The organism is Variovorax sp. WDL1, assembly GCF_001541225.1.
In the GTDB taxonomy this organism is placed as follows: domain Bacteria; phylum Pseudomonadota; class Gammaproteobacteria; order Burkholderiales; family Burkholderiaceae_C; genus Variovorax.
The window spans coordinates 1,447-22,079 of sequence record NZ_LMTS01000098.1; the positions used below are offsets into that span (position 1 = coordinate 1,447).

25 protein-coding genes are annotated in these 20,633 nt (G+C 66.1%); 9 read left to right on the plus strand and 16 right to left on the minus strand.

The features are described from left to right. From APY03_RS43765 to APY03_RS14445, 4 genes are all read left to right on the plus strand, one after another. Window positions 1–419 (plus strand): cobaltochelatase CobT-related protein (locus tag APY03_RS43765; protein WP_443082819.1); only part of this gene is annotated, 419 nt, incomplete at its 5' end. Window positions 420–561: 142 nt separating this feature from the next. Further along, on the plus strand, window positions 562–2,250 hold the full coding sequence (locus APY03_RS14435; protein WP_068677898.1) for a sensor histidine kinase: 1,689 nt from the start codon (window positions 562–564) through the stop codon (window positions 2,248–2,250). A gap of 14 nt (window positions 2,251–2,264) precedes the next feature. Continuing rightward, entirely contained in the window at window positions 2,265–2,951 is a 687-nt protein-coding gene (locus tag APY03_RS14440; RefSeq protein ID WP_068677899.1) for a response regulator, read from the plus strand. A gap of 162 nt (window positions 2,952–3,113) precedes the next feature. After that, complete coding sequence (locus APY03_RS14445) at window positions 3,114–3,521, plus strand: hypothetical protein (RefSeq protein ID WP_146039675.1); 408 nt, start codon at window positions 3,114–3,116, stop codon at window positions 3,519–3,521. 205 nt (window positions 3,522–3,726) lie between these two features. Here APY03_RS14445 and APY03_RS45640 read toward each other — a convergent pair whose 3' ends face one another. Beyond that, window positions 3,727–4,002: a hypothetical protein gene (locus APY03_RS45640; protein ID WP_146039674.1), complete on the minus strand. Its 276-nt coding sequence runs from the start codon at window positions 4,000–4,002 to the stop codon at window positions 3,727–3,729. 153 nt (window positions 4,003–4,155) lie between these two features. Here APY03_RS45640 and APY03_RS45645 point away from each other — a divergent pair, with 153 nt between their 5' ends. From APY03_RS45645 to APY03_RS14465, 3 genes are all read left to right on the plus strand, one after another. Beyond that, window positions 4,156–4,791 (plus strand): autoinducer binding domain-containing protein, encoded by a 636-nt coding sequence (locus APY03_RS45645; RefSeq protein ID WP_443082820.1) that lies wholly within the window; start codon window positions 4,156–4,158, stop codon window positions 4,789–4,791. Next, entirely contained in the window at window positions 4,703–5,188 is a 486-nt protein-coding gene (locus tag APY03_RS14460) for a fatty acid desaturase (protein WP_162487174.1), read from the plus strand. The genes APY03_RS45645 and APY03_RS14460 overlap by 89 nt, the downstream gene beginning before the upstream one ends. A gap of 66 nt (window positions 5,189–5,254) precedes the next feature. Continuing rightward, window positions 5,255–5,518 (plus strand): hypothetical protein, encoded by a 264-nt coding sequence (locus APY03_RS14465; protein ID WP_068677904.1) that lies wholly within the window; start codon window positions 5,255–5,257, stop codon window positions 5,516–5,518. Window positions 5,519–5,595: 77 nt separating this feature from the next. On the opposite strand, the gene APY03_RS14470 is transcribed toward APY03_RS14465, so the two are convergent. The 15 genes from APY03_RS14470 to APY03_RS14540 form a co-directional block, all read right to left on the minus strand. Further along, entirely contained in the window at window positions 5,596–7,098 is a 1,503-nt protein-coding gene (locus APY03_RS14470) for a hypothetical protein (protein WP_068677905.1), read from the minus strand. A gap of 52 nt (window positions 7,099–7,150) precedes the next feature. Then, window positions 7,151–8,062, minus strand: a complete 912-nt coding sequence (locus APY03_RS14475; protein WP_068677906.1) for a type II secretion system F family protein — start codon at window positions 8,060–8,062, stop codon at window positions 7,151–7,153. Between the two features lie 10 nt (window positions 8,063–8,072). Next, window positions 8,073–9,062 (minus strand): type II secretion system F family protein, encoded by a 990-nt coding sequence (locus APY03_RS14480; protein ID WP_068677907.1) that lies wholly within the window; start codon window positions 9,060–9,062, stop codon window positions 8,073–8,075. Between the two features lie 12 nt (window positions 9,063–9,074). Then, window positions 9,075–10,445, minus strand: a complete 1,371-nt coding sequence (locus APY03_RS14485; RefSeq protein ID WP_068677908.1) for a CpaF family protein — start codon at window positions 10,443–10,445, stop codon at window positions 9,075–9,077. Window positions 10,446–10,468: 23 nt separating this feature from the next. Continuing rightward, on the minus strand, window positions 10,469–11,620 hold the full coding sequence (locus APY03_RS14490; RefSeq protein ID WP_068677909.1) for an AAA family ATPase: 1,152 nt from the start codon (window positions 11,618–11,620) through the stop codon (window positions 10,469–10,471). 9 nt (window positions 11,621–11,629) lie between these two features. After that, complete coding sequence (locus APY03_RS14495; RefSeq protein WP_068677910.1) at window positions 11,630–12,118, minus strand: TadE/TadG family type IV pilus assembly protein; 489 nt, start codon at window positions 12,116–12,118, stop codon at window positions 11,630–11,632. Continuing rightward, on the minus strand, window positions 12,115–12,573 hold the full coding sequence (locus APY03_RS14500; RefSeq protein ID WP_232081252.1) for a TadE/TadG family type IV pilus assembly protein: 459 nt from the start codon (window positions 12,571–12,573) through the stop codon (window positions 12,115–12,117). The genes APY03_RS14495 and APY03_RS14500 overlap by 4 nt, the downstream gene beginning before the upstream one ends. 5 nt (window positions 12,574–12,578) lie before the next feature. Beyond that, complete coding sequence (locus APY03_RS14505; protein ID WP_068677912.1) at window positions 12,579–13,850, minus strand: pilus assembly protein TadG-related protein; 1,272 nt, start codon at window positions 13,848–13,850, stop codon at window positions 12,579–12,581. 33 nt (window positions 13,851–13,883) lie between these two features. After that, on the minus strand, window positions 13,884–14,057 hold the full coding sequence (locus APY03_RS14510; RefSeq protein WP_068677913.1) for a Flp family type IVb pilin: 174 nt from the start codon (window positions 14,055–14,057) through the stop codon (window positions 13,884–13,886). 104 nt (window positions 14,058–14,161) lie between these two features. After that, the gene (locus tag APY03_RS14515; RefSeq protein ID WP_068677914.1) at window positions 14,162–14,353 is read right to left on the minus strand and encodes a Flp family type IVb pilin; all 192 of its coding nucleotides are present in this window, start codon (window positions 14,351–14,353) and stop codon (window positions 14,162–14,164) included. 141 nt (window positions 14,354–14,494) lie between these two features. Continuing rightward, on the minus strand, window positions 14,495–14,779 hold the full coding sequence (locus APY03_RS14520) for a hypothetical protein (protein ID WP_232324270.1): 285 nt from the start codon (window positions 14,777–14,779) through the stop codon (window positions 14,495–14,497). Window positions 14,780–14,791: 12 nt separating this feature from the next. After that, complete coding sequence (locus tag APY03_RS14525; protein WP_068677915.1) at window positions 14,792–16,255, minus strand: type II and III secretion system protein family protein; 1,464 nt, start codon at window positions 16,253–16,255, stop codon at window positions 14,792–14,794. An 85-nt stretch (window positions 16,256–16,340) separates the two neighbouring features. Beyond that, window positions 16,341–17,189: a Flp pilus assembly protein CpaB gene (cpaB, locus tag APY03_RS14530; protein ID WP_068677916.1), complete on the minus strand. Its 849-nt coding sequence runs from the start codon at window positions 17,187–17,189 to the stop codon at window positions 16,341–16,343. Between the two features lie 39 nt (window positions 17,190–17,228). Further along, window positions 17,229–17,819, minus strand: coding sequence for an A24 family peptidase (locus tag APY03_RS14535; protein WP_068677917.1), 591 nt, complete (start codon window positions 17,817–17,819; stop codon window positions 17,229–17,231). Between the two features lie 496 nt (window positions 17,820–18,315). Next, a complete protein-coding gene (locus APY03_RS14540; protein WP_068677918.1) occupies window positions 18,316–18,555 on the minus strand; it encodes a hypothetical protein in 240 nt (79 codons plus the stop codon). Between the two features lie 267 nt (window positions 18,556–18,822). On the opposite strand from APY03_RS14540, the gene APY03_RS14545 reads away from it, so the two are divergent. Beyond that, a complete protein-coding gene (locus tag APY03_RS14545; protein ID WP_068677919.1) occupies window positions 18,823–19,620 on the plus strand; it encodes an IclR family transcriptional regulator in 798 nt (265 codons plus the stop codon). Then, window positions 19,617–20,630: a tripartite tricarboxylate transporter substrate binding protein gene (locus APY03_RS14550; protein ID WP_068677920.1), complete on the plus strand. Its 1,014-nt coding sequence runs from the start codon at window positions 19,617–19,619 to the stop codon at window positions 20,628–20,630. Before APY03_RS14545 ends, APY03_RS14550 begins: the two co-directional genes overlap by 4 nt. Window positions 20,631–20,633: the final 3 nt, after the last annotated feature.

Below are 20,633 nucleotides of genomic sequence, written 5' to 3' on the forward strand. Positions count from 1 at the left end.
GCTGCCACCTGGTCTTCAAGGACGCCGGGACGCCGTGGCGCCGCGCACGCCCGGCGATCGCCGCCCTCCTCAAGCCCGACCTGTTCCGCGAGGGCTGCGATGGCGAGGCGGTGGACTGGGCCTGCGAGCGCCTCGGCGCGCGCGCCGAGGAACGCAAACTGCTGCTCGTGATGTCCGACGGCTCGCCAATGGACAGCGCCACGAACCTCGCCAACGACGCCCACTACCTCGACCACCACCTGCAGGACGTGGTGGCACGGCACGAGCAGGCCGGCCGCATCGGCATTGCGGGCGTGGGCGTGGGGCTGGACCTGAGTCCGTACTACAGCCGCAGCCATGTGCTGGACCTCGCTGCCGCGGGCGGCGCGGCAATGTTCCTCGAGCTGATCGGCCTGCTGGCCGGGTTCCATCGACGCTGAGCGCGACCGCCCCGGCGCGTGATCTTTCGCACGAAAGAGCTCGTCGTCTGACAAACCCGCATTACATCTGCTTACCTAAGTAGTAACCTGTGAACAATTCACATGTAACACGCGGAGCGGGCGGGCGCGAGGGGAACAACGAATGCAGGTGCAGGGGCTGGAGCGAAAACTGGAGATCGACACGAGCCTGACGGCGGATGCCGGCGACGCGCGCATGGTCGCGCAGATGCGGCTGGTGCTCTCCGTCTCGGCCTTGCTCGCGGTGTTCGTCGATCCGGCCAGCCTGCGAGGCGTGGACGGCTCGACCTGGCTGCTCTTCTGCGGCTACATCCTGCACAGCGTGGTGGTGTGCGTCTATGCGGAACTGGAGGCGCCGCTCTCGCAAAGCCGCGTGATCCATTGGCTCGATGTCTGCTGGTACGCGCTGATCGTGCTGCTGACGGATGGCGTCCACAGCGCCTTCTTCCTGTTCTTCTTCTTCGCCATCCTCACCTCCTCCTTCCGCTGGGGTTTCGAGGAAGGCGCCCGGGTGACGCTGGCCTCGGTCGCCCTCTTCGCGATCTGCGCCATGGATTCGGCCACCGAGCAGGATCTTCCGCGCCTGCTGCTGCGCTCCACCTTCATCCTCGCGCTCGGCTACATGATCATCTACTGGGGCCGCTCCAAGGTGGAACTGAAGCGGCGGCTGGCGCTGCTGCGCGCCGTGAGCCGGCTGTCGAACCCGCGCTTCGGCGTCGACCACACCGTCACCGGCATCCTCGAGAAGATCCAGCGCTTCTTCCTGGAGAGCAGCAGCTGCCTGCTGGTCGTGCGCGACAAGGAGTCCGGCGCCTGCTCGTTGCGCACCATCCGGGAGGGCGACGTCCACCGTTCGCCACAGGCCGAGCGGATCGCCCCCGAGCTGGCCGCGCTGCTGATGGCGCTCGCGCCCCGTCGTGCGGTGATCTACCGCCGCGTGCCCTGGCTGCGCCTGCCCGGCCTCGCCGCCGCAGCCACCTACGACAGCGAGAAGGGGCGATGGATGAAGGAAACCCATCCCGCATGCGACGGCGTGGCCGAGCTGCTGGAGACCAATGCCTTCATCAGCGTTCCGGTCACCCTGCGCAAGAGCGAAGGCCGCCTGTACGTCCTGTCCCGGTTCGGCGTGTTCCACCGGCCCGATGCGCTGTTCCTGGGGCACGTGGTGGCCCAGGCTTTCCCGGTGGTCGAGAACATCGAGCTGCTCGACCGCATGGCCTCCGACGCGGCATCGCAGGAGCGGCAGAAGATCGCGCTGGACCTGCACGACACCGCCGTCCAGCCCTACATCGGCCTGAAGATGGGCCTCAGCGCGCTGCGTAACAAGGCCACTGCCGACAACCCGCTGGTCGAGGACCTCGACAAGCTGCAGGACATGGCCGCCCGCGTCATCGGCGACCTGCGCCGTTACGCGGGCGCGGTGCGCAACGGGCCCGACCGGTCGGAGCAGGCGGTGCCGATGCTGCTGCGGCAACAGGTGGCGCAGGTGCGCGACTTCTACGGCATCGACATCGCGGTCCGTGTCGAGGGCGATCTCAACGTGAACGACCGCATGGCCGCGGAGATCCTGCAGATCGTCCGGGAGGGCCTGAACAACATCTGCAAACACACCCTGGCGCATTGCGGCGCCGTCAAGCTGGCCTGCGCGGACGGCGTGATCAAGGTGGAGATCGAGAACGAGGCCGATGGCACGCAGTCCATCGAATTCCTGCCGCGCTCGATCTCGGAGCGCGCCAGCGCGCTCGGCGGCAATGCCAGCGTCCGGCGCGGCACCGGCGGGGGCACCTCGGTGCACGTCGAAATACCCATGTAGGAGGCGGAAAGAAGATGCAACCAGCGACAAAACCGATCGGGGTCATGGTGGTGGACGACCACCAGACGATGCTGTGGGGCCTGTCCAGGCTGATCGACGGCGAGAAGCCGCGCATGCAGGTGGTCGGCACGGCCAGGAATTGCGAGGAGGCGCTGGAGCAGGTCGGCCAGCTCACGCCCGACGTCATCCTCCTGGACCTCGACCTCGACGGCAAGAACGCGCTGGACATCCTCCCCGGGCTTCTGTCGAACCCCGCGTCGCGCGCCCTCGTCCTGACCGGCGAACGCGAGCAGAAGATGCTGGACAGGGCCGTCCTGCAAGGCGCCCGCGGCGTCCTGCGCAAGGACGCCTCGGCCGAGCAGGTGCTGCGGGCGATCGAGCGGGTCCACCGCGGCGAGCTCTGCATGGACGCCGAGACGATGAGCCGGGTCTTCTCCGACTTCATGGCCTCGCGGCAAAGCCCCCAAGCCGACCCCGAGGCCGAGAAGCAGGCCAGTCTGACCGCCAAGGAGCACAAGATCATCGCCGCCGTGGTCCAGGGCGGCGGCGCCTGCAACAAGACACTGGCGAAGCAGCTCTTCATCACCGAGCACACGCTGCGCAACCACCTGACGTCGATCTACCAGAAGCTCGATGTGGCGAATCGGCTGGAGCTGTATGTCTATGCGATGAAGCACCAGCTGGGCAGGCCCCTGTCCTGAGGACCGGCGGGCCTGGTACGCCGCCCAGGAGTCTCGGAACATGACGAAGGCGTTGGATTCATGTCAGATTGCCCTGCGGATCTGACGGCCTGCTGGCGCTGCCGACCTCTATCGTTCCCCGCACGGCGACATCCTGTCGTCGCATGAGAAAGGAGCGATATGTTGAGCAAGAGCAAGCCGCGACGAATGGCAACGGCGAGAGCATCCATTGCCGCTTTCGGCGGGCAGTTGACGCGTGCACCGGCGAAGCGCGGGCTGACAGCGGAGGATGCGGACCATGCGCGCGAGTTCGAGGCGTATCTCGAAACGACCATGCGCAGACAGATCAACTATCTCGCCTGGGTGTCGCTGACCTCCGGACGTCTGCAGCAGGAGATCGCCGCAATGGCCAGCATCTTTCCAGATTCCAGCAGGCTCACGGACTTTGCGTGCGAAGCATGTGGCAAGCCGCTCGTTCATCATCTCAGGCACGGCGAAGAGGGCGACAACTTCTTCGGCTGCTCGGGCTGTCTCGACGGTTGCATGAGCCTGTACGACAACCTGGACGGCAGGCCGGTCCGGATGGCTTGAAGCAAACGGGGATACGGCGCGGGCTGGTCTTTGCGCTATTGCGATGGTGTTGGCCCGGCGTCATGAAATCTCTCCAAATGTCGCAAATCCCGTCTTCTAACGTCAGACTTATCTAGGACTGGCCGCCTTGCGCGTGCCTCGGACCGCGGAGCGGAGCGACCCGCTTCTTCCAGACAGAGGGGGCGTCTCGAATCAAAAATCTTGCCTAGGGAGAAGGCGCAGGCCCCGCCATGCGCCGATCAAGAGAATGGAAATCCGTTGTCCCCATTGCGGTCATGCCGAGCCCGATGCCTTCGAACTGATCGAGGTCAACGCGTTGCACGATGACTTTGTCTGCGCCCATTGCAAGCAAGCGTTTGGGGCCTGCATCAGGAACTGCATACGCTGCGATTTCGAGCAGGCGCTGACGTGGCGCGTGGATTCGGTGCCAGACCGCGTTGCCGAACTGCCCTGCGGGCAATGCGGCCACATCGAATCGCAACCTGATGCACTCGATAACGTCTGAGCCCGTCCTCATCGGCTCTGTCGATGGCGGGAAACTCGAATTCGAAGTGGTCCGCCTGCAGCGCACGGAAGGCCTCGGCATCGTACGCAGACTGTGGAGGTCACGGCAATCGTCAAGGAGGTCGCCAGGATGCTGGGCTGCAATGGGGCCGTGTTCTCGTCGTTCATCCAGCGCGACGAAGGCTTCGAGAGCTACCGGTACAACGTCGCCTGCGCCGCGAGCTTGTGCAATCTCTATGTGGAGCAGCGCTGGTTCGCGATCGACCCTTTCCTCATCTATGCGCAACAGCACACCGAGCCGACGGTCGGTGACGAGATTCCGCTTCGAACGCAGGGGCAGCGGCTCTTCCGGCTGCGCGCGCGAGAGGCAGGCTTCAACAGCATTGCCGTCGTTCCATGCCACACCGCAGCTGGGCGTTCGCGGATGGGGGTGCTCTACCTGACCATTGAAGACCTCGACTACTTCACCATCGAGACGATCGCGCTGGCGAAGATGTGTCTTCGATCGATTGCCGCGGAACTGCTGGAATGGTGGTCGCGGAAGATCCGCGGCGAACTCCTGCGCAACCTGAGCATCCGGGACGACGAACTCCGTCTGCTTCGGCTCGCGCACCAGGGCTTTGGATCCATTGGTGCACGTGCTCTTGTGGGCCCTGGTCCTGCCATGGGCGATGCGCATGGCTGCGCAGCTGCCCCTGGGCCAACTGGCCTGCTTTGCATTGTCGTTCTGGGTTGTCGCCTCGCTGAACCTGACCGTCGCGCATGAACTGCTGCATCGGCCGGTGCGCTGGCAGCGCATCGCGGCGAGACTTCTTGCGGGAAGCATCGGCTACTTCCAGATGCTGGAAGAGCACCGGTCGCATCACCTCCAAGCAGGGGGCCGCGACAACGGCGACAGTCCGGAGGTCCAGGAATCGGTCTTCGCCTATGCCATGAGGAGATACGTCAGGTCGTTCCAAGTGGCGCAGGAATGGGAACACCTGGACCAGCTCCGGTGCGGACGGGCGCGTTGGAACAACAGGATCGCCTGGACTGCACTGATCACGATGGCGGTCATGGCGTGTTTCGGCCTTGTCGCCGGGTGGCGCGGCGTCGTGTTCCATGGCCTCGTGATTCTGGGCACGGCATTCACCATGCAGGCAATCACCTATATCCAGCATTAGGGCCTGACGGACCGCCTCTCACCGGCCCTGAGAACCGTGGGCTACTCATGGGAAGACAGATGCGTCATGCAAGCATGGGTGACGCTGAATCATGCGTACCACGGACATCATCACGTCCGCCCCTCGCTTCCCTACTTCCGGCTCGGCGGATTCGCGAACAGCCCGCGCCTCCCCGCCTCCTATCCCGTGATGTTGCTGACGGCGATGATTCCACCGTTGTTCAAGCGGACGATGCGCCGCCGCCTCGACGCATGGGTCGCGGCAGAAGGCCCCAGGCCGCCTCATGCCGAGCGGCCTTGCGCGAATCTGGACGAGTTCTTCAGAACCTGAGCAGTCGGCAGCGGTTCCAGGGGATGCAGACCGAAAGCTTGGGCACAATCATGTCCCGCTGTTGACGTGTCGATGTACTAGCGCACCGGTACCGCGTCGGTGCGCACATGCACGACAGCAGTGTCGTCCGCGTACGCCCGGCGCCAGCCTGGCAGCTCGTCGAGCACGGCGATGGCGGAAGTCCCGGGCGCGAGCAGGGACCATCCGAACCCATGCTCGTCCAGAAACCCGAGGAACTGCCTGCGCTCCTTGACCCGCATCGCGTCACTGAACTTCTCGACGAACGCGTCGCCATACATGTCCGCGCGACCGTCGATGAACACCGGGATGCCTTCGTAGATCAGGAAGCCGCCGAAGGAATACTCGTTCAGCACCTTGCCCCTGGCGCCGGCTGCCATGGCCGCATCGACCGCGGCCCTGGGCGTGATCATGGGCGCTGTCGCGGGCGGACGCAGGTGCATCGATGCCATGGCGAACAATGCCGCCGCGCAAGCGAGCACGGCGATCGTCATCGGCCGGGCCGGCGCGGCCAGCGACAGGAACCATCGGTCGAGCGATTGCGCATCGCGGTTCGGCGTTCCCGTGGCGTACCAATGCCGCGCGAACGGCGCCGCGATCAGGAACGGCGCAACGAGCCCCAGCACCGCGATGTTCCTCTGGTGCTTCAGCGCCAGGTGCACCAGGCCCAGCAGCAGGACCAGGCGCAGCAACGGCAAGCGCACCCGGCCGCTGAGCGCGAGGGCCATCACCAGGAGCAGCCACAGCTCCATCGCGCTCGGCCGCTGGAAGTTCGGCGACAGCCACTCCCCGATCCGGGCCAGCGAAAACTTCATGCCCACGATGTAGATCGCGTGCCAGAACACCTCCGAACCACTGGGTGTCAACATCCCCGCGCCCAGGGACAGCAGGGCAAAAGCGCCCCACGGCCTTGCGGCGGCCAGGCGCCTGCCGCGCGGATGCGCAAGCACGGCGTCCAGCGCCATGCCGGCGCCGAGCAGCAGGCCCAGGAGAAAGCTGCCGTGCATGTTGGCCCACAGGACCATCAGGCCGAGCGTCCACCAGGGCGGCCCACGGCGCGCCTCCGCCGCATTCACCAGCGCCGATATCCATAGCGCCAGCAGGAGCCAGGCCATCACGTGGGGGCGCGCAAGAAGGTGCGTCGAGAGCATGCTCCCGGCCAGCACGGTGAACAGCAGCGCATGCACCGGCTCCATCCGAGCCAGCAGGAATCGCATCAGCACCGCCAGCACGAGGCCGAAGCAGCAGGCGGCCAACGCGGCAAGGCCCGCCCAGCCGCCGAGCTGGTAGGCGCCCACCATCACGAGTTCGGACAGCCACTCGAATGCCGTCCAGGGCGCGCCGGGCATCGAGTGCGAGAAGGCGTCGGCGGTCGGCACGGAACCGTGCTCCAGCATCCAGCGGCCGGCGGCGAGGTGCCAGAAAGTGTCCGGATCCTGCAGAACCAGGTTCGGCCGGCACGCGATCAAGACCACCGTGCAGACGCAGAGGATGAGCGGCCATGAAAGGCCCCAGGTTCGCACCGCGGGCGCTGCCGGGCGAGCGTCGATCACTGCTTTCATGTCGGGGAGCTGCCTCTTGTGGAAAGTTGATAGATCGTTATGCAGCAGCGCACTATCCATTGCCGCTCAGCATCGGCATGAGCGAGCGGATCACCTGGATCGCCGCCGGCCCCATGACCACCATGATGATCGAGGGAAACACGCACACCACCAGCGGGAACAGCATCTTGGTCGGCACCTTGGCCGCCTGCTCTTCGGCGCGCACCTGGCGCTTGTGGCGCAGGTCGTCCGAGAAGACGCGCAGCGATTCGCCGATGCTGGTGCCGAACTTGTCGGCCTGGGTCAGCATGGTGGCGAAGGTGGCAATCTCCTCGACGCCGGTGCGCATCGCCAGGTTTCGCAACGCCTTCTCGCGCGCGCTGCCGGCCCGCATCTCGAGGTTGGTCCAGTGCAGCTCCTGTGCCAGCGCCTCGCTCTTCATGCGGATCTCTTCCGTCACCTTCGTGAGCGCCGCGTCGAGGCCGAGGCCGGCTTCGACGCAGACCAGCATCAGGTCGGCGGCGTCCGGAAAGTTCTCGAAGATCTCGCGCTGGCGGCTATTCGCAAGCAGATTGAGGATGGCGTTGGGCAAATAGCAGGCGATCAGTGCCGACGCCATGAGCCAGAACGCGAGCGTCAATCCCTCGGCCGGCTTCGCCAGCCTCAGCAACACGAAAGTCACGAAGGCGAACAGGAAGGGCAGCAAGGTCTTGAGGCCGAAATAGATCAGCGTCGCATCCGGGTGCCGGATGCCGGCGTTGAGGAACTTGAGCCGCATCGGCGACACGTCCTCCTCGCCGGTCGGCGAAGACAGCTGTGCGAACGGACCGACGACCTTGACGATGGTCTCCGCCCAGGCCGACTTGACGGGCGTCGGCGCCAGCGCCTGCAGGCGTTGCTGGGCCCGGGTGGGTGCCCACCACAGGTACACCCCCGTCAGCCCGAGGGTGACGGCCAGGAAGACCAGCGCGGAAAGGATCAGCATCGAGATGCTCCTAGACGTGGATGCGCACGATGCGCCGCAGGATGAGAATGCCGATCGCCATCAGCACCAGCATGTACTTGATGATTGCGATGCCGATCGGATCGGTCCACAGCAGCGACATGAACTCGGGGTTGACGAGATTCATGCCGCCGGCGAGGGCGAAGGGCATCACCGCCAGCACCCAGGCCGACAACCGCCCCTCGGATGAAAGCACCCGGACCTTGGCGATCAGCTTGAGCCGCTCGCGGATCAGGCGGCTCAGGTTGGCCAGCACCTCGGTCAGGTTGCCGCCCGAGTCGCGCTGGATCAACACCGCGACGACGAAGTACCGCAGGTCGGTGATGGGGATGCGCTCGCTCAGGTTCGTCAGCGCCTGCTGCAGCGACACGCCGAAGTTGACCTCGTCATGCACGACCCGGAACTCCGATGCGATCGGCTCCGACATTTCCTCGCCGATCATCTGCATCCCCGAAGAGAACGCATGCCCTGCGCGCAGTGCGCGCGTCACGAGGTCGAGCGCTTCGGGCAGCTGCGCCTCGATGCGCTTCAGGCGCTTGGCGCGCCGATGGAGCAGGAACATCAGCGGCGCGAGCGCGAATGCCGCGCCAACCATGAGCCCGAAGAACCCGGATTGATGCGCGAGCCCCGCGACGGCCATGAAGCCCATCACGCCCAGCGCCACGCACCCGAGCAGGAGCTTGGACACCGTCCAGTCGAGGCCGGACTGCAGGATCAGCCGGTCCAGCGCCTGCGCGCGCGGCACGCGCAGCAGCCAGCGCTGCAGCGCCGGGACCTCGCTGAGCATGCGTTCCTTCAGGAGCACGGCCTGTGGCGTGGCGTCGCCCGAGCCGGAAAGGGCCCGCAGCCGCCCTTCGAGCTTGCGCGCTTCGGGACCCTTGTACGTCTTCCACATGAGGTAGAGGCCTTCGAGGAGCAGCAGCACCGCGACGAAGACCAGCACCACGATCCCGAAAAGCGAATTGCCCGTGAAGTTCAGCATGGCACGGCTCCCTTACTGGTAGTGCTTCGCCGGATCGAACATCGCGTCCGGCAGCGACACGCCGAATGCGCGCAGCCGCTCGGCGAACTTGGGCCGCACGCCGCTCGCGTGGAAGTAGCCCTCCACCTGCCCTTCCGTTCCGACCCCGGTCTGCCGGAAGGCGAAGATCTCCTGCATGGTGATGACGTCGCCCTCCATGCCCGTGAGCTCCTGGATGCTCGTGATCTTGCGCTTGCCGTCGGTCATCCGCAGCGCCTGGATGACCACGGTGATCGCCGAGGCGATCTGCTGCCGGGCAGCGCGGTGCGGCAGGTTGAGGTTGGCCATGCCGATCATGTTCTCGAGCCGCGAAAGCGCATCCCGCGGCGTATTGGCATGGATGGTGGTCAGCGAGCCTTCGTGGCCCGTGTTCATCGCCTGCAGCATGTCCACCGCCTCGGCCCCGCGCACTTCGCCGATCACGATCCGGTCGGGCCGCATGCGCAACGCATTGCGCACCAGCGCGCGCTGCGTGATCTCGCCGCGGCCTTCGATGTTGGCCGGACGCGTCTCCAGGCGCACCACGTGCGGCTGCTGCATCTGCAGCTCGGCCGCATCCTCGATGGTGACGACACGCTCCGAATCGGGGATGTAGCCCGAGAGGATGTTGAGCAGCGTCGTCTTGCCCGCGCCGGTGCCGCCCGAGATGATCATGTTGACCTTGGCCTTGGCGAGCCCTTCGAGCATGGCGGCCATCGCCGGCGTCAGGCTCTTCAGGTCCTCCACCAGGTTGCTCATCTTCAGCGGAATGTGGGCAAAGCGGCGGACCGACATCATCGGGCCGTCCAGCGCCACCGGGGGTATGACTGCGTTCACTCGCGAGCCGTCGGGCAGGCGCGCATCGACCATGGGGCTCGACTCGTCGATGCGCCGGCCCACCAGCGAGACGATCTTGTCGATGATGCGCAGCAGGTGCTTCTCGTCCGTGAAGCTGACCGAGGTCAGTTCCAGGCGGCCGCGGCGCTCAACGTAGATCTGGTCGTAGCGGTTCACGAGAATGTCGGACACCGTGGGGTCCGCCATCAGCAGCTCGATCGGGCCGAAGCCCAGCATCTCGTGCTGGATGTCGCGGATCAGCGTGCGGCGCTCGAGGTCGTTGACCGCCGCCTGCTCCTCCTGCACCAGCCGCCCGACCATGGTTGCGATCTCGTGGCGCAGCGCCTCCGGCGCCAGCGTGTCGAGCGAAGCAAGGTCGAACTTCTCGAGCAGCTTGAGATGCAGCCGCCCCTTGAGCGCCTTGTAGGCCTCGGAGCTGCCGCCGCCGTGGGAATCCGCGGCCGCGTGCGGGGTGGCATTCGCAGCGGCGTCATTGGCCACCACGTTGAGTTTTTCGCGCAGGGACATGGGGGTTCCTTTCGAGGATCAGGTCAGGCGCGGCGGAAGAGCCGGTCGAACAGGCTGGGGCTGACTTCCTCCCGCGGCGCCAGCGCATAGACCATCTCGGCCAGGCTGCGTACCACCGGATTCGAGCGCGACAGTTGAGCCAGCGGAATGCCGCGATTGATGGCGGCGTCGACTTCCTTCGCCGAATCGGGAATCAGGCGCTGGGCCGTGGCGCCCAGCGACCGGCGCACCTCGGGCGCGCCGATCTCGCCGGCCTTCTCGAAGCGGTTGACGAGCAGTTCGACCTTGTCCTGCGCGTAGCCGAGCGACTTGAACACGCCAAGCAGCTTGGCGGCATTGCGCAGGCCCGGCAGGCCGGCCTGCAGCACGGGGAAGATGCGGTGCGCGCGGTCGAGCGCGCGGATCGACAGCGTGTCCAGCGAACGCGACATGTCGAGCAGCACGAAGTCGTACTGCAGCACCGCGAGATTCAGGATGGCGTCGATGTGCTCGGGCTTCACCTCCATGGCCATCGAGGGGTCCTCGGGGGCCGCGAGCAGGCTGAAGCTCGGCGTGACCTTGACGGTGCTGGCCGCGAGGAAGGAGGCATCGAGCCGGCTGAACTCGCGCGCCACGTCGGCGATGGTCGACTTCGGCTTGTCATCGCTCACGAACGACAGCGCGTCGCCGAACTGCAGGTTCAGGTCGACCAGCAGCACCGAGTTGTGCTCCGCGAGCTGCCAGGCCAGGTTGGTCGCGAGGAAGGTGGCGCCGCTGCCGCCCTTGCACGGCATGAAGGCCAGCACCTTGCCGGCGGCGTGGCCGTGCTTGCTCGCGAGCTTGGCGGCAACGCGCTGGACCACGGCTTCGAGGGCGGCTGCGCTGGCCGGCGAGGGCAGCACTTCGCGCACCCCGGCGCGCATCGAGTTGAGCAGGAACTCGGGCGTGTGGGTCGCGCACAGCAGCACGACCGCGGTGCCCGGGTGGTGCGTGGTCACGTGCTCGACCATGGAGAGCTCGTTGGCATCGCAGCACATGCCGTCGACCAGCAGCAGGTGCGGCTGCTCCTGTTCCACCAGCTGGCGCATCCTGCTCTTGCCTCCCTCGACGAGGACGACGGTGTGCGAGCGGGCCTCCAGCACCTTGCCCATCTCGTGCAGATGATTCTTGTTGGGCGAAATGACGGCGATTTTCATGGGAGTCCTTCAGGAGCAGATGGCGGCACTGTTCGGGTCCTGGCGCATGACCTCGCGCGGCAGGAAGGTGGAGAAGCTGGGCATGGGGATGGGCGCTCGCGCGGCCACGCCCGCGATGGGCGAGATCCACTGGTAGTCGAGGCTGGTGATGCTCACCGTGACGCCCTCGCAGGTCGCCGCCGAGCAGCCGGACGGGCTCCAGGTCACGCCGACGGCACTGATCTGCGGCAGCAGGGCCCGCATGCGTGCCAGCACCTGTGCCTGCTGCGAGGTGTCGTCGCACACTGCTGCATAGCGGGCGCCCGCGCGGGTGGCTTCCTGGGCGGCGCTCCAGGTGAACAGCATGCGCGCGAAGTCCAGGATGCCCAGGAGAAAGGTGAAGAAGAGGAGCAGCGCGAGCGCGAACTCGACCGTCGTGGCACCGGCTTGACGACGGCTTGCCGGCGTACCTTCGCCTTTCGCTGCGGTATTCGACTCGGGAGCGGCCCTGCGTCTCATGTCTGTGCCCTCATGGTCGCGGTGATGTCGCTGAAGACGATGTTTCCATTGGCATCGGCGAAGCTCAGGCCGAAGACGCTGGCGAACAGCGGACGGAAGCTGTAGTTGCTCACCCGCACGGTGATGGTGTTCACGACCGGGTTGCTGCCCGTCGTCTGCCAGGTGCAGCAGCTCCCCGCCGGTACGTTCGCGAGGCTGAGGCCGCGCGCCAGCGGCGTCCCGGTGCCGGCCAGGTTGCCGTACACCATCAGGTTGCGCGCCTCCGTGATGTGCGTGCCGGGCGTCTGGAACGACAGGTAGCGCACCGCGTCGCGGGTCGCCTTGGTGACGGCGTTGTACTCGAACATCGCACGGCCGAACTCGGTCGTGATGAAGGTCAGCAGGAGCAGGAAGGGAATGATCAGCGCCAGCTCCACCAGGGCCACGCCGCGTTGCCGGATCCTCATGGATTTCATGGGGTTCACCGCACCAGTACCGGAACGAGCGGCCCGGCCGAGCCGCCAGGCAGTCCGCTGGTGGTACAGGGACTGCCGGCAGCGCCGGCATTGCCCCTGAACTCCAGCTGGACGTTGGACATCGGGACGGTGAGCGGCTGCAGCATCAGCATGCATGCGTAGTCGATCACCTGGGCGGCGCCGTTGATCACCGGCACGGTGACGATGCGGCGGTTGGCCCCGTACTGCATGTGGCCGCCGGTCGTGTTGCCGGGCGCCGCCAGGTCCTGGAAGCTGTTCAGCGACAGGCCCGTGATCGACTCGCAGCTGTTCGCGCCCCTGACCCTGGTGCCGGTATCGGCGCAGGAGGCGAATGCCGCGCGCTTGGTCACGAAGTTCTGCGCGCTGGCGGGTGCGCCGGCGCCGGGCGTGCCGTTGTACGCGTTGAAGCCGGCCGGCCAGTTGGCCGCGGTGTAGGCATAGCCCGTGAAGTCGGGATGATTGATCGCCGGGCTGCCGGTGTTCTTGTAGATGCCGAAGCGCGCATTCCAGACATCCGCCACCGAGGTCTGCACGCCGGGTGTACCGAGAGTGTCGCCCACGCGCGTCCCGCAATGGCCGTTCAGCTCGGCCTCGGTTTCGGAAGCGCTGTTGGTGCCGTCCAGGTTGGCCCAGCCGATCTCGCCGCCCGCCGAGGCGTTCTGCGCGTTGATCAGGGTCACCCATTCGCCGACGGTGAAGCCGTAGTCGGGCGCGGTGCCGCCGGCCTTGGGCTTCATTGCGACCGGGATGGGGCAGGTCGTCTGGGCGCTGGCGCGGGTCGCCACGGCCATCGCCGCGACCGGGCGCGTCGCGGGGTTGGCAGCCGTATCGCCGGTGAAGCCGCCCATGGCCTGCAAGAGCCGCGTGACCACGTTCGACTGCGTGTGCTGACATTGCGCGTAGCGCGCTGCCGCAGGCGTGGTCGTCACGGCGTAGGCCGAGTCCCTGAAGGTGATGTCGGCCGCCACGATCTGGCCCTGGCCGCTCCAGGTGGTCGACTGCATGTTGACGCGGTTCAGGTTGCCGGCCGTCATGCCGGCGTTGGTGGCGCGAGTGAGCGCCGTGCTTTGTCCGTCGAGCTCCTGCGCTGCAGACAGGGCGCAGCTGTCCATGGCAGTCTGCAGTTCGGTCTTGACGATGAAGAGGTGTCCGAAGTCCAGCGCGATGCCCATGAAGCCGAGCAGGAACAGCAGGACCAGCGCCGTCGTGACGATCACGGCGCCTTTCTGTCGACGGGGGCTTGTGGACTTGCGCATGGGTGGACTTCCGGGCCGTTCGTGGGACGCAGGTCAGACGCAGGTGCCGGTCAGGCAGGCTGCGAATCGCGTGATGAAGGTGGAGAAGCTGCTTCCGATCACCAGCGGCTGAAGCCCCAGCACCAGCCCCACGGAAATCAGGGCGAGGATCAGCGCGTACTCGATGACCAGTGCGCCTTCGTTATCGCGCAGCAAATTGGCGGACATGGGCTTCTCCTTCGGCAGGTCTGGCGTGGTCGGGCTCGATGGGCGGCACAGTGGGAACGCGGGCCCGCGCGCTACGACGCGTTTGCCCGCTTCCCCATGCTCTTTCAAACGCAGGCGTTGGTTGTCAGGCAGGCCGTGACGCGGTTGATGAAGGTACCGAAGGACCCGCCGCCGAGAGCCTGAAGGGCGATGACCAGGGCGATCGACACGACCGCGATGATGAGCGCGTACTCGACGACCTGGGCGCCGTCCTCTTCCTTGGCAAAGGAACGCAGGAAATTGTTGAGCTTGTTCATGGATGTACCTCGAATGAATGAATGATTGAATTAAGGAAAGTGAACTGGGGTGGAATGCCCACCAGGTTGAACATGGGTCGTCGTCGGTCGGGCTCCTTTCAGCGCGAATGGTTGAGAACAGTTGCGGGACTCTCGCGGACGCTACCGTCCGCCGCTTTGGCTGCCGATGGCGCCACCGATGTTGATGACGTTCACCGCGGGCGGCGGCTCCTTGAAGCTGTCGTGGTAGCGGATGACCGTGTCGTGCGCCGCGCGCCCATCCAGGCCCAGCGCGGTGTCCGGCTTCTTGCCTGCATCCGGGTTGATGGTCATCTTCCGCTTCGCATCGCGCACCGCGTCGCCGAAGCGCGCGTCGTAGTTCGGCGTCACGGTCTGACAACCGGCGGTCAGCACGGCAAACAGAATGGCCAGGGTTTGCATCTTCATGGTCTGCACTCCTTAATGCTGGAATTGCGGCGGCGGCGCATCGGCCGGCGGCGTCGCGCTCTCGAGCGCGCCGTTGAAATAGATCTCGGCGCGGCTCGGCACCACGTGGTTGTCCGTCGGCAGCCGCGGCGACTCGGGCAGCGGCTTCACGAGCCGCGGCGTGATCACGAACAGCAGTTCGCTCTGGTCGTTCTGGAACTCGGTGCTGCGCGCGAGCGCCCCGACCACCGGCACTTCCCCCAGGCCCGGGAAGCGCTTGACCGACTCGTTCACGTTGTTCTTGATGAGCCCGGCAATCACGAAGCTCTGTCCGTCGTTGAGCTGTACTGTCGTGTCGGCCCGGCGCACGATCATCGAGGGCAGGACCGACGTGACGCCGCCGACCGTGGTGAAGGGCGAGCCGGTCTGGGACAGGTCCGACACTTCGGACACCATCTTGAGATGGATCCGGTCCCCGCTCAGGACCGTCGGCGTGAACTTCACGCCGATGCCGAACTCCTTTTCCTCCAGGGTGATGGTCGATCCGCTCCCAATGCCGTTGTTGCTCTGCGCCACCGGAATGAAGATCTTGCCGCCCGAGAGAAAGCTCGCCTGCTGCCCGCTGATGGCCATCACATTCGGCTCGGCCAGCACGCGCACGATGCCGTCGTCCTTCTGGCCGTCGAGCGTCAGCCGGGCGCGCCCCACGCGCAGCGCGTCGATCAGCCCGCCGCCGCCGCTCAGGAATTCGGACAGCACGGTGTAGGTGCTCATCCCGCCGCTGTAGCTCTTCGCGTAGTTCAGGCTCGAGCCCAGCCTGTCGAGCAGCGTCTTGCTCACCTCGGCGATCTTGACTTCGAGCATCACCTGCTGCGCCGAGGTCGTGCGCAGCATGTTCACGACCTTCTTGCCATCGCCGTAGGAATTCGCAAGGGTCATGATCTCGGCGAGCCGGACCGGATCGCTCACCTCGCCGCTGAGCACCAGCGAGTTCGCCGCGCCGCGCACCTTGACACGGGATTCGCCGGGCATCAGCTCGTCGAGCTTGGCCTGCAGCGCGCCCGGGTCCACGGTGACGACGATGTCCTTGATGAAGCACACGCCCTCGGCGTTCTGCATGATCACGTTCATCGAGCCCGCGCGCTTGCCGCGGAAGAACAGGTCGGTGGGGCTCAGCAGCATCACTTCCATGTCGGCGATGCCGTCATTGCCCTGTGCCTGCGCTGCGACGGGCGCCGCAGGCGCGGTGCCCGGCGCCGGCGCACCGGGCGCGGGCCGCGGCGACGGCGGCTGGCCGCTCACCAGGATGCGGGTCACCCGCGACTTGAGCGGAATGACGGTCGACTTGCCGAGCGTGACCGTGACCGGCGAATCGACCTCCACACGCGCACAGCGCTTGTGGTCCGAGAACCTGGCCGAAGCCATCGCCGGCGCCGCGGCCGGTGCGGCCGGTGCGGCCATGGGCGGGGTCTGGGCCAGTGAACCCGCTGCCGTCATCGACAGCGCCAGGGTGCACAGGGCCGGAAGGATTGCGAGTGGGTGGCGTTGTGTAGGCACGGATGTATTCCTCGGGTCGATGCGTTCAGAAGCAGCTGATTGCGCGGTTGGCGTTCTGCACGACCTCGACGCAATGCGAGGGCGGTGCGGGCAAGGCCACGGGCCGCACGCGCGGGGCGGTGGGCTTCGTCTCGGCCACGACCTTCGTGACCGCGGGTGCCGGGATGTCCTTCGCGCCGAACAGCTGGGTCTTCGTGATGCCGGCGGTCGCGACGGTGGCGCTGTCGACCTGGTTGCGCAGCACCAGGGACAAGGTGCCGACGCTGCGGGCCAGGTCGAGCTTCTCGGAGTCCTCGAGGCTCAGTTCCAGCGTGACGGCACTCACCACCTTGGGCTTGGTGTCGTCGCGTCCCGCTTCCTGTGCGACCGCCAGGACGAGCACGCGCTCGAGGACCGTCTTGCTGATCTGCCGGCCTTCCTCGCCCTTGTCCTTGTCCTGCTGGGCGTTGACCATCACGTCCACGTAGTTGCCGGGCAGCGCGAAGCCTGCGACGCCGACCACATCGTTGACGCGCACCGTCATCGCCCGCTTGCCCGACGCGATGACGGCCGAGAGCCCGCCCTGCGTGCCCTTGGGGGCGAGCTTGCCTTCGAGCACCGCTTCGCCGCGCAGCACGCCCACCTTGACGACACGGTCCTGCAGGTCCTTGAGCTCCGCGAAGGTTCCGGGCGGCAGAGAACCGCTCGGCCAGTCGACGACCGAGAGCATCTGCTCATTGATGCGGCTGCCGAGTTCGATGTCGACGTTTGCGACCACCACCTTGTTGGACGCGATGCTCCCCTGGCGGGCCACCCACCCGGCCGCATAGACCGCTGCGGCCAGGCCGGTCAGCAGCGCCAGCAAAAGAAGACCCATTGCCTTGATATTTCTCATTTCATGCCCCAGTCATTGATGCCTGTGAAACGCTGCGACTCATGCAAATCCCAATTGCCGGCCAAGCACATAAGCCATGGTCCCGACGCTGATGCAGATGCCGTAAGGGAGTTTTCCGACCGATTGGCTCGCGTCGATCCGAGCCTCCGGCTTGATGCCCGCCATGCTGGAAGCCAGCATTCCGTACGCGGCACCTTTTGCGTTGCGGAGCAATCGACCCAACTTGCCCTTGAAAAGCGCAAATCCGATTGCCGCTATTCCGCCCACGAGGAATGCGAGCAGGACGGCCTGGAAGGTCTCGTCGACACCCAGGAATGCGCCCACCATCGCCATCAGCTTCACGTCGCCCGCCCCCATCGCGCCGAGCATGTAAAGCGGCAGCAGGATGAACAAGCCGAGAAGCAACCCCCCGAAGGCCATCAGGAGAGCCGATGAGGGCGACGCTGCGACAGCGGTCTTGTAGACCAGCGCAAAAGCCGCACCGCCGAAGGTCAGCCAATTGGGAATCCGGTAGGTGCGGTAATCGCTGATGGACGCGATCACGAGGAGCGCAAACAGCACCGCTGTCCGTGGATCGAGCAGCAGCATGGCAAGCAGCTCGATCAATGCGTGAAATTCCTGGGCGTTCATTTTTCAGGGCGATCGGTGTGGTGGTTGAATCCTTGATCCGGAGATCCGATTTGCTCTATGCGCCCTTGCCCCAGGCAAGCAGCAAAAGCATCGAGAAGACCAGTACCAGCGAGCCGATCAGCGCGAATTCCATGAACGAGACGCCAGCCTATTCCCTCCACAGGTCGGTCAAGGCGTAGGACACGTATCCGGAAATTGGCATGCAGTTCTCCAACTGGTTGGTCTGCCGGGAATTCGTCCCGACGACATTTCTTGCGTTGGAGTGACTGTAGAAAGTAAGACAAATGGCTACATGAGAGCTTTATCCTTACTTAGCCAGGACAGAGCGCCTCTATTCGCCGCGCAGCACCCGTGACAAACCTCCTACGAAAGTATTCTTTTCAGTCGCAAAGGGCGCTATGGAAGGGCGGCTTGACCTGGATGCCAGGCGTCGCGCCGTGCAGGAGACCGCCCGTCGGCCCCGCTGCATCAGGGACGCAGGGACCGCAAAGGAAGATCAGCGGATGCTGACGCCGGATTCGCGATAAGAAGAGGAAGCGCACGAGGACGAGTGCGACTCGGGTGGCACGCCTTCGCTTTCGGACAGTGTCGACAGCAGCGTCGTGGACTCGCGGACGCAGGCGCTCATCCGTTCGTTCAGCGGCTTCCAACCCCGGTACATCGGCACCACGACAAGCCAGCCGATGCCGATCACGCCGCCCAGTGCGCCGAGGTATTGCCAGTGCGTCATTTCCATTGCGTGATCCCTCCGGTTCGTTCTTCGGCCCGGCTGTCGCCGGACGAGGGCGCGAGTGTGCCGCTTTTGCGCTAATTCCGATTGGGACTTTGGTCGTAGGCCAACAGCTTTTGACTTACAAATCAGCCCATTTCGAGAAGCTTTGCACGGTCGTCGACCGTCGCGGTCAGGGCCAGCCCGGTTGACAAGCCCCGTCTTGGCACCTAGAGTTGTTCCAAATGTGCGAACGATGTCCCATTATTTGGAACATCAGACCCAGGAACCCCATTGGACTCCACGCTCGCCAAGGGCCTCGCCGCCCTCGAATGGATGGTGCGCCAGCAGCGCGACTGCCGCGTGACCGACCTGGCCCTGGCCTTCGGCACGGCGCGCAGCAATGCGCACCGCACGCTTCAGACGCTGGTGGAATGCGGCTGGGCGGTGCAGGACCCGGCGACCAGCGCCTACCGGCCGAGCCTGCGCCTGTTCGAGCTCGGCTCGCTGGTGGCCGAGGTGGCAGACATCGGCGCGCTGCTGCGTCCGCACCTCGCGGCGCTGGCGCAGGCCACGGGCGAGACCATCCACCTCGCGGCACTCGATGGCGCCGAGATCGTCTACCTCGACAAGTTCGACAGCCCGCTGCCGGTGGCGGCCTACTCGCGCGTCGGCGGCCGGGCTGCTGCCTATTGCGTGGCTTCGGGCAAGGCGCTGCTGGCCGCGGCGCAGCTGGACACGGCCGCGCTGCGCGCGCGCCTCGGCCAGCTGGCGGCGCACACGCCCAACAGCATCACCGACTTCGATGCGCTTCGCGCCGAGCTCGAACGCACCCGCACCCGCGGCTACGCCGAGAACCGCGAGGAATGGCGGCTCGGCGTCTGCGGGCTGGGCGCACCGGTCTTCAACGCGCGTGGAGAAGCGATCGCCGCACTGGGCATGAGCGTGCCCTCGATCCGCTTCGCGCGCACCCAGGCACGCGGGCTCGCCGAGCAGGTCATGGCCTGCGCGCGCGATGCCAGCACCACGCTGGGCTACCGGGCAAGCCCGGGCCCGATGACGACTACCCCCAAGAAAAGGAGACTGGAATGAATCGCTTCGCCCCCTGGCTGCGCACCGCCGTCCTCACGGCTGCCGCGCTCGCCGCGCCCTTCGCCTCGCAGGCACAAGGGAGTAGCGGCAGCAGCAACGGCAGCAACGGCGCCGACTACCCGAACAAGCCCATCAAGCTGATCGTCCCCTACCCGCCCGGCGGCGGCACCGACGTGATCGCGCGCATCGTGCAGGAGCGCTTCCAGGCCCAGCTCGGCCAGCCGGTGCTCATCGACAACCGTGGCGGCGCGGCGGGCTCGATCGGCACCGACATTGCGGCCAAGGCCACGCCGGACGGCTACACAGTGCTGTTCACGCTCTCCTCGCACACGATCAATCCCGCGATCTACACCAAGCTGCCCTTCGACACGATGAAGGACTTCGAGCCGGTTGCGATGGTGGCCTCGCTGCCGCAGATCCTGGTGGCCAACACCAGCTTCCCGGCCAACAACGTGGCCGAGCTGGTGAAGCTGGCCAAGGCCAAGCCGGGCTCGCTCTCCTTCGCGACGGTGGGCAACGGCTCGCCCGGCCACCTGGCCGGCGAGCTGTTCAAGCTGCGCACCGGCACCGAGATGACGCACGTGCCCTACCGCGGCGGCGGCCCGGCCGTGACCGACGTGATGGGCGGCCAGGTGCCGCTGCTGTGGGTGTCCATTCCCGCGGCGGCGCAGTTCGTGAAGGCCGGCAAGCTCAAGGCGCTCGCCGTCTCCACCGTCAAGCGCAGCGCCGCCTTCCCCGACGTGCCGACCATGCAGGAAGCGGGCATCGCCGACTTCGAGGTCGACTCCTGGTACGCCATGTTCGTGCCCACGAAGACGCCCAAGGCCGCGATCGAGAAGCTCAACCGCGTGGTCAACACGGTGGTGCGCGAGCCGGAGATCCGCGACAAGCTGCTGGCCCAGGGCAGCGAAGGCGTTGGCGGCACGCCGGAGCAGCTCGGCAAGGTGGTGTCGACCGAGATGGTTCGCTGGAGCAAGCTGGCCAAGGAAGCCAGCATCAAGGTGGATTGAAAA

Bases quoted from the DNA above. Each gene is read 5' to 3' on its own strand.
- APY03_RS14435 (WP_068677898.1), top strand. From the start codon at position 562: ATGCAGGTGCAGGGGCTGGAGCGAAAACTGGAGATCGACACGAGCCTG.
- APY03_RS14440 (WP_068677899.1), top strand. From the start codon at position 2,265: ATGCAACCAGCGACAAAACCGATCGGGGTCATGGTGGTGGACGACCAC.
- APY03_RS45645 (WP_443082820.1), top strand. From the start codon at position 4,156: ATGCTGGGCTGCAATGGGGCCGTGTTCTCGTCGTTCATCCAGCGCGAC.
- APY03_RS14460 (WP_162487174.1), top strand. From the start codon at position 4,703: ATGGCTGCGCAGCTGCCCCTGGGCCAACTGGCCTGCTTTGCATTGTCG.
- APY03_RS14465 (WP_068677904.1), top strand. From the start codon at position 5,255: ATGCAAGCATGGGTGACGCTGAATCATGCGTACCACGGACATCATCAC.
- APY03_RS14470 (WP_068677905.1), bottom strand. From the start codon at position 7,098: ATGAAAGCAGTGATCGACGCTCGCCCGGCAGCGCCCGCGGTGCGAACC.
- APY03_RS14475 (WP_068677906.1), bottom strand. From the start codon at position 8,062: ATGCTGATCCTTTCCGCGCTGGTCTTCCTGGCCGTCACCCTCGGGCTG.
- APY03_RS14480 (WP_068677907.1), bottom strand. From the start codon at position 9,062: ATGCTGAACTTCACGGGCAATTCGCTTTTCGGGATCGTGGTGCTGGTC.
- APY03_RS14485 (WP_068677908.1), bottom strand. From the start codon at position 10,445: ATGTCCCTGCGCGAAAAACTCAACGTGGTGGCCAATGACGCCGCTGCG.
- APY03_RS14490 (WP_068677909.1), bottom strand. From the start codon at position 11,620: ATGAAAATCGCCGTCATTTCGCCCAACAAGAATCATCTGCACGAGATG.
- APY03_RS14495 (WP_068677910.1), bottom strand. From the start codon at position 12,118: ATGAGACGCAGGGCCGCTCCCGAGTCGAATACCGCAGCGAAAGGCGAA.
- APY03_RS14500 (WP_232081252.1), bottom strand. From the start codon at position 12,573: ATGAAATCCATGAGGATCCGGCAACGCGGCGTGGCCCTGGTGGAGCTG.
- APY03_RS14505 (WP_068677912.1), bottom strand. From the start codon at position 13,850: ATGCGCAAGTCCACAAGCCCCCGTCGACAGAAAGGCGCCGTGATCGTC.
- APY03_RS14510 (WP_068677913.1), bottom strand. From the start codon at position 14,057: ATGTCCGCCAATTTGCTGCGCGATAACGAAGGCGCACTGGTCATCGAG.
- APY03_RS14515 (WP_068677914.1), bottom strand. From the start codon at position 14,353: ATGAACAAGCTCAACAATTTCCTGCGTTCCTTTGCCAAGGAAGAGGAC.
- APY03_RS14520 (WP_232324270.1), bottom strand. From the start codon at position 14,779: ATGAAGATGCAAACCCTGGCCATTCTGTTTGCCGTGCTGACCGCCGGT.
- APY03_RS14525 (WP_068677915.1), bottom strand. From the start codon at position 16,255: ATGACGGCAGCGGGTTCACTGGCCCAGACCCCGCCCATGGCCGCACCG.
- cpaB (WP_068677916.1), bottom strand. From the start codon at position 17,189: ATGAGAAATATCAAGGCAATGGGTCTTCTTTTGCTGGCGCTGCTGACC.
- APY03_RS14535 (WP_068677917.1), bottom strand. From the start codon at position 17,819: ATGAACGCCCAGGAATTTCACGCATTGATCGAGCTGCTTGCCATGCTG.
- APY03_RS14540 (WP_068677918.1), bottom strand. From the start codon at position 18,555: ATGGAAATGACGCACTGGCAATACCTCGGCGCACTGGGCGGCGTGATC.
- APY03_RS14550 (WP_068677920.1), top strand. From the start codon at position 19,617: ATGAATCGCTTCGCCCCCTGGCTGCGCACCGCCGTCCTCACGGCTGCC.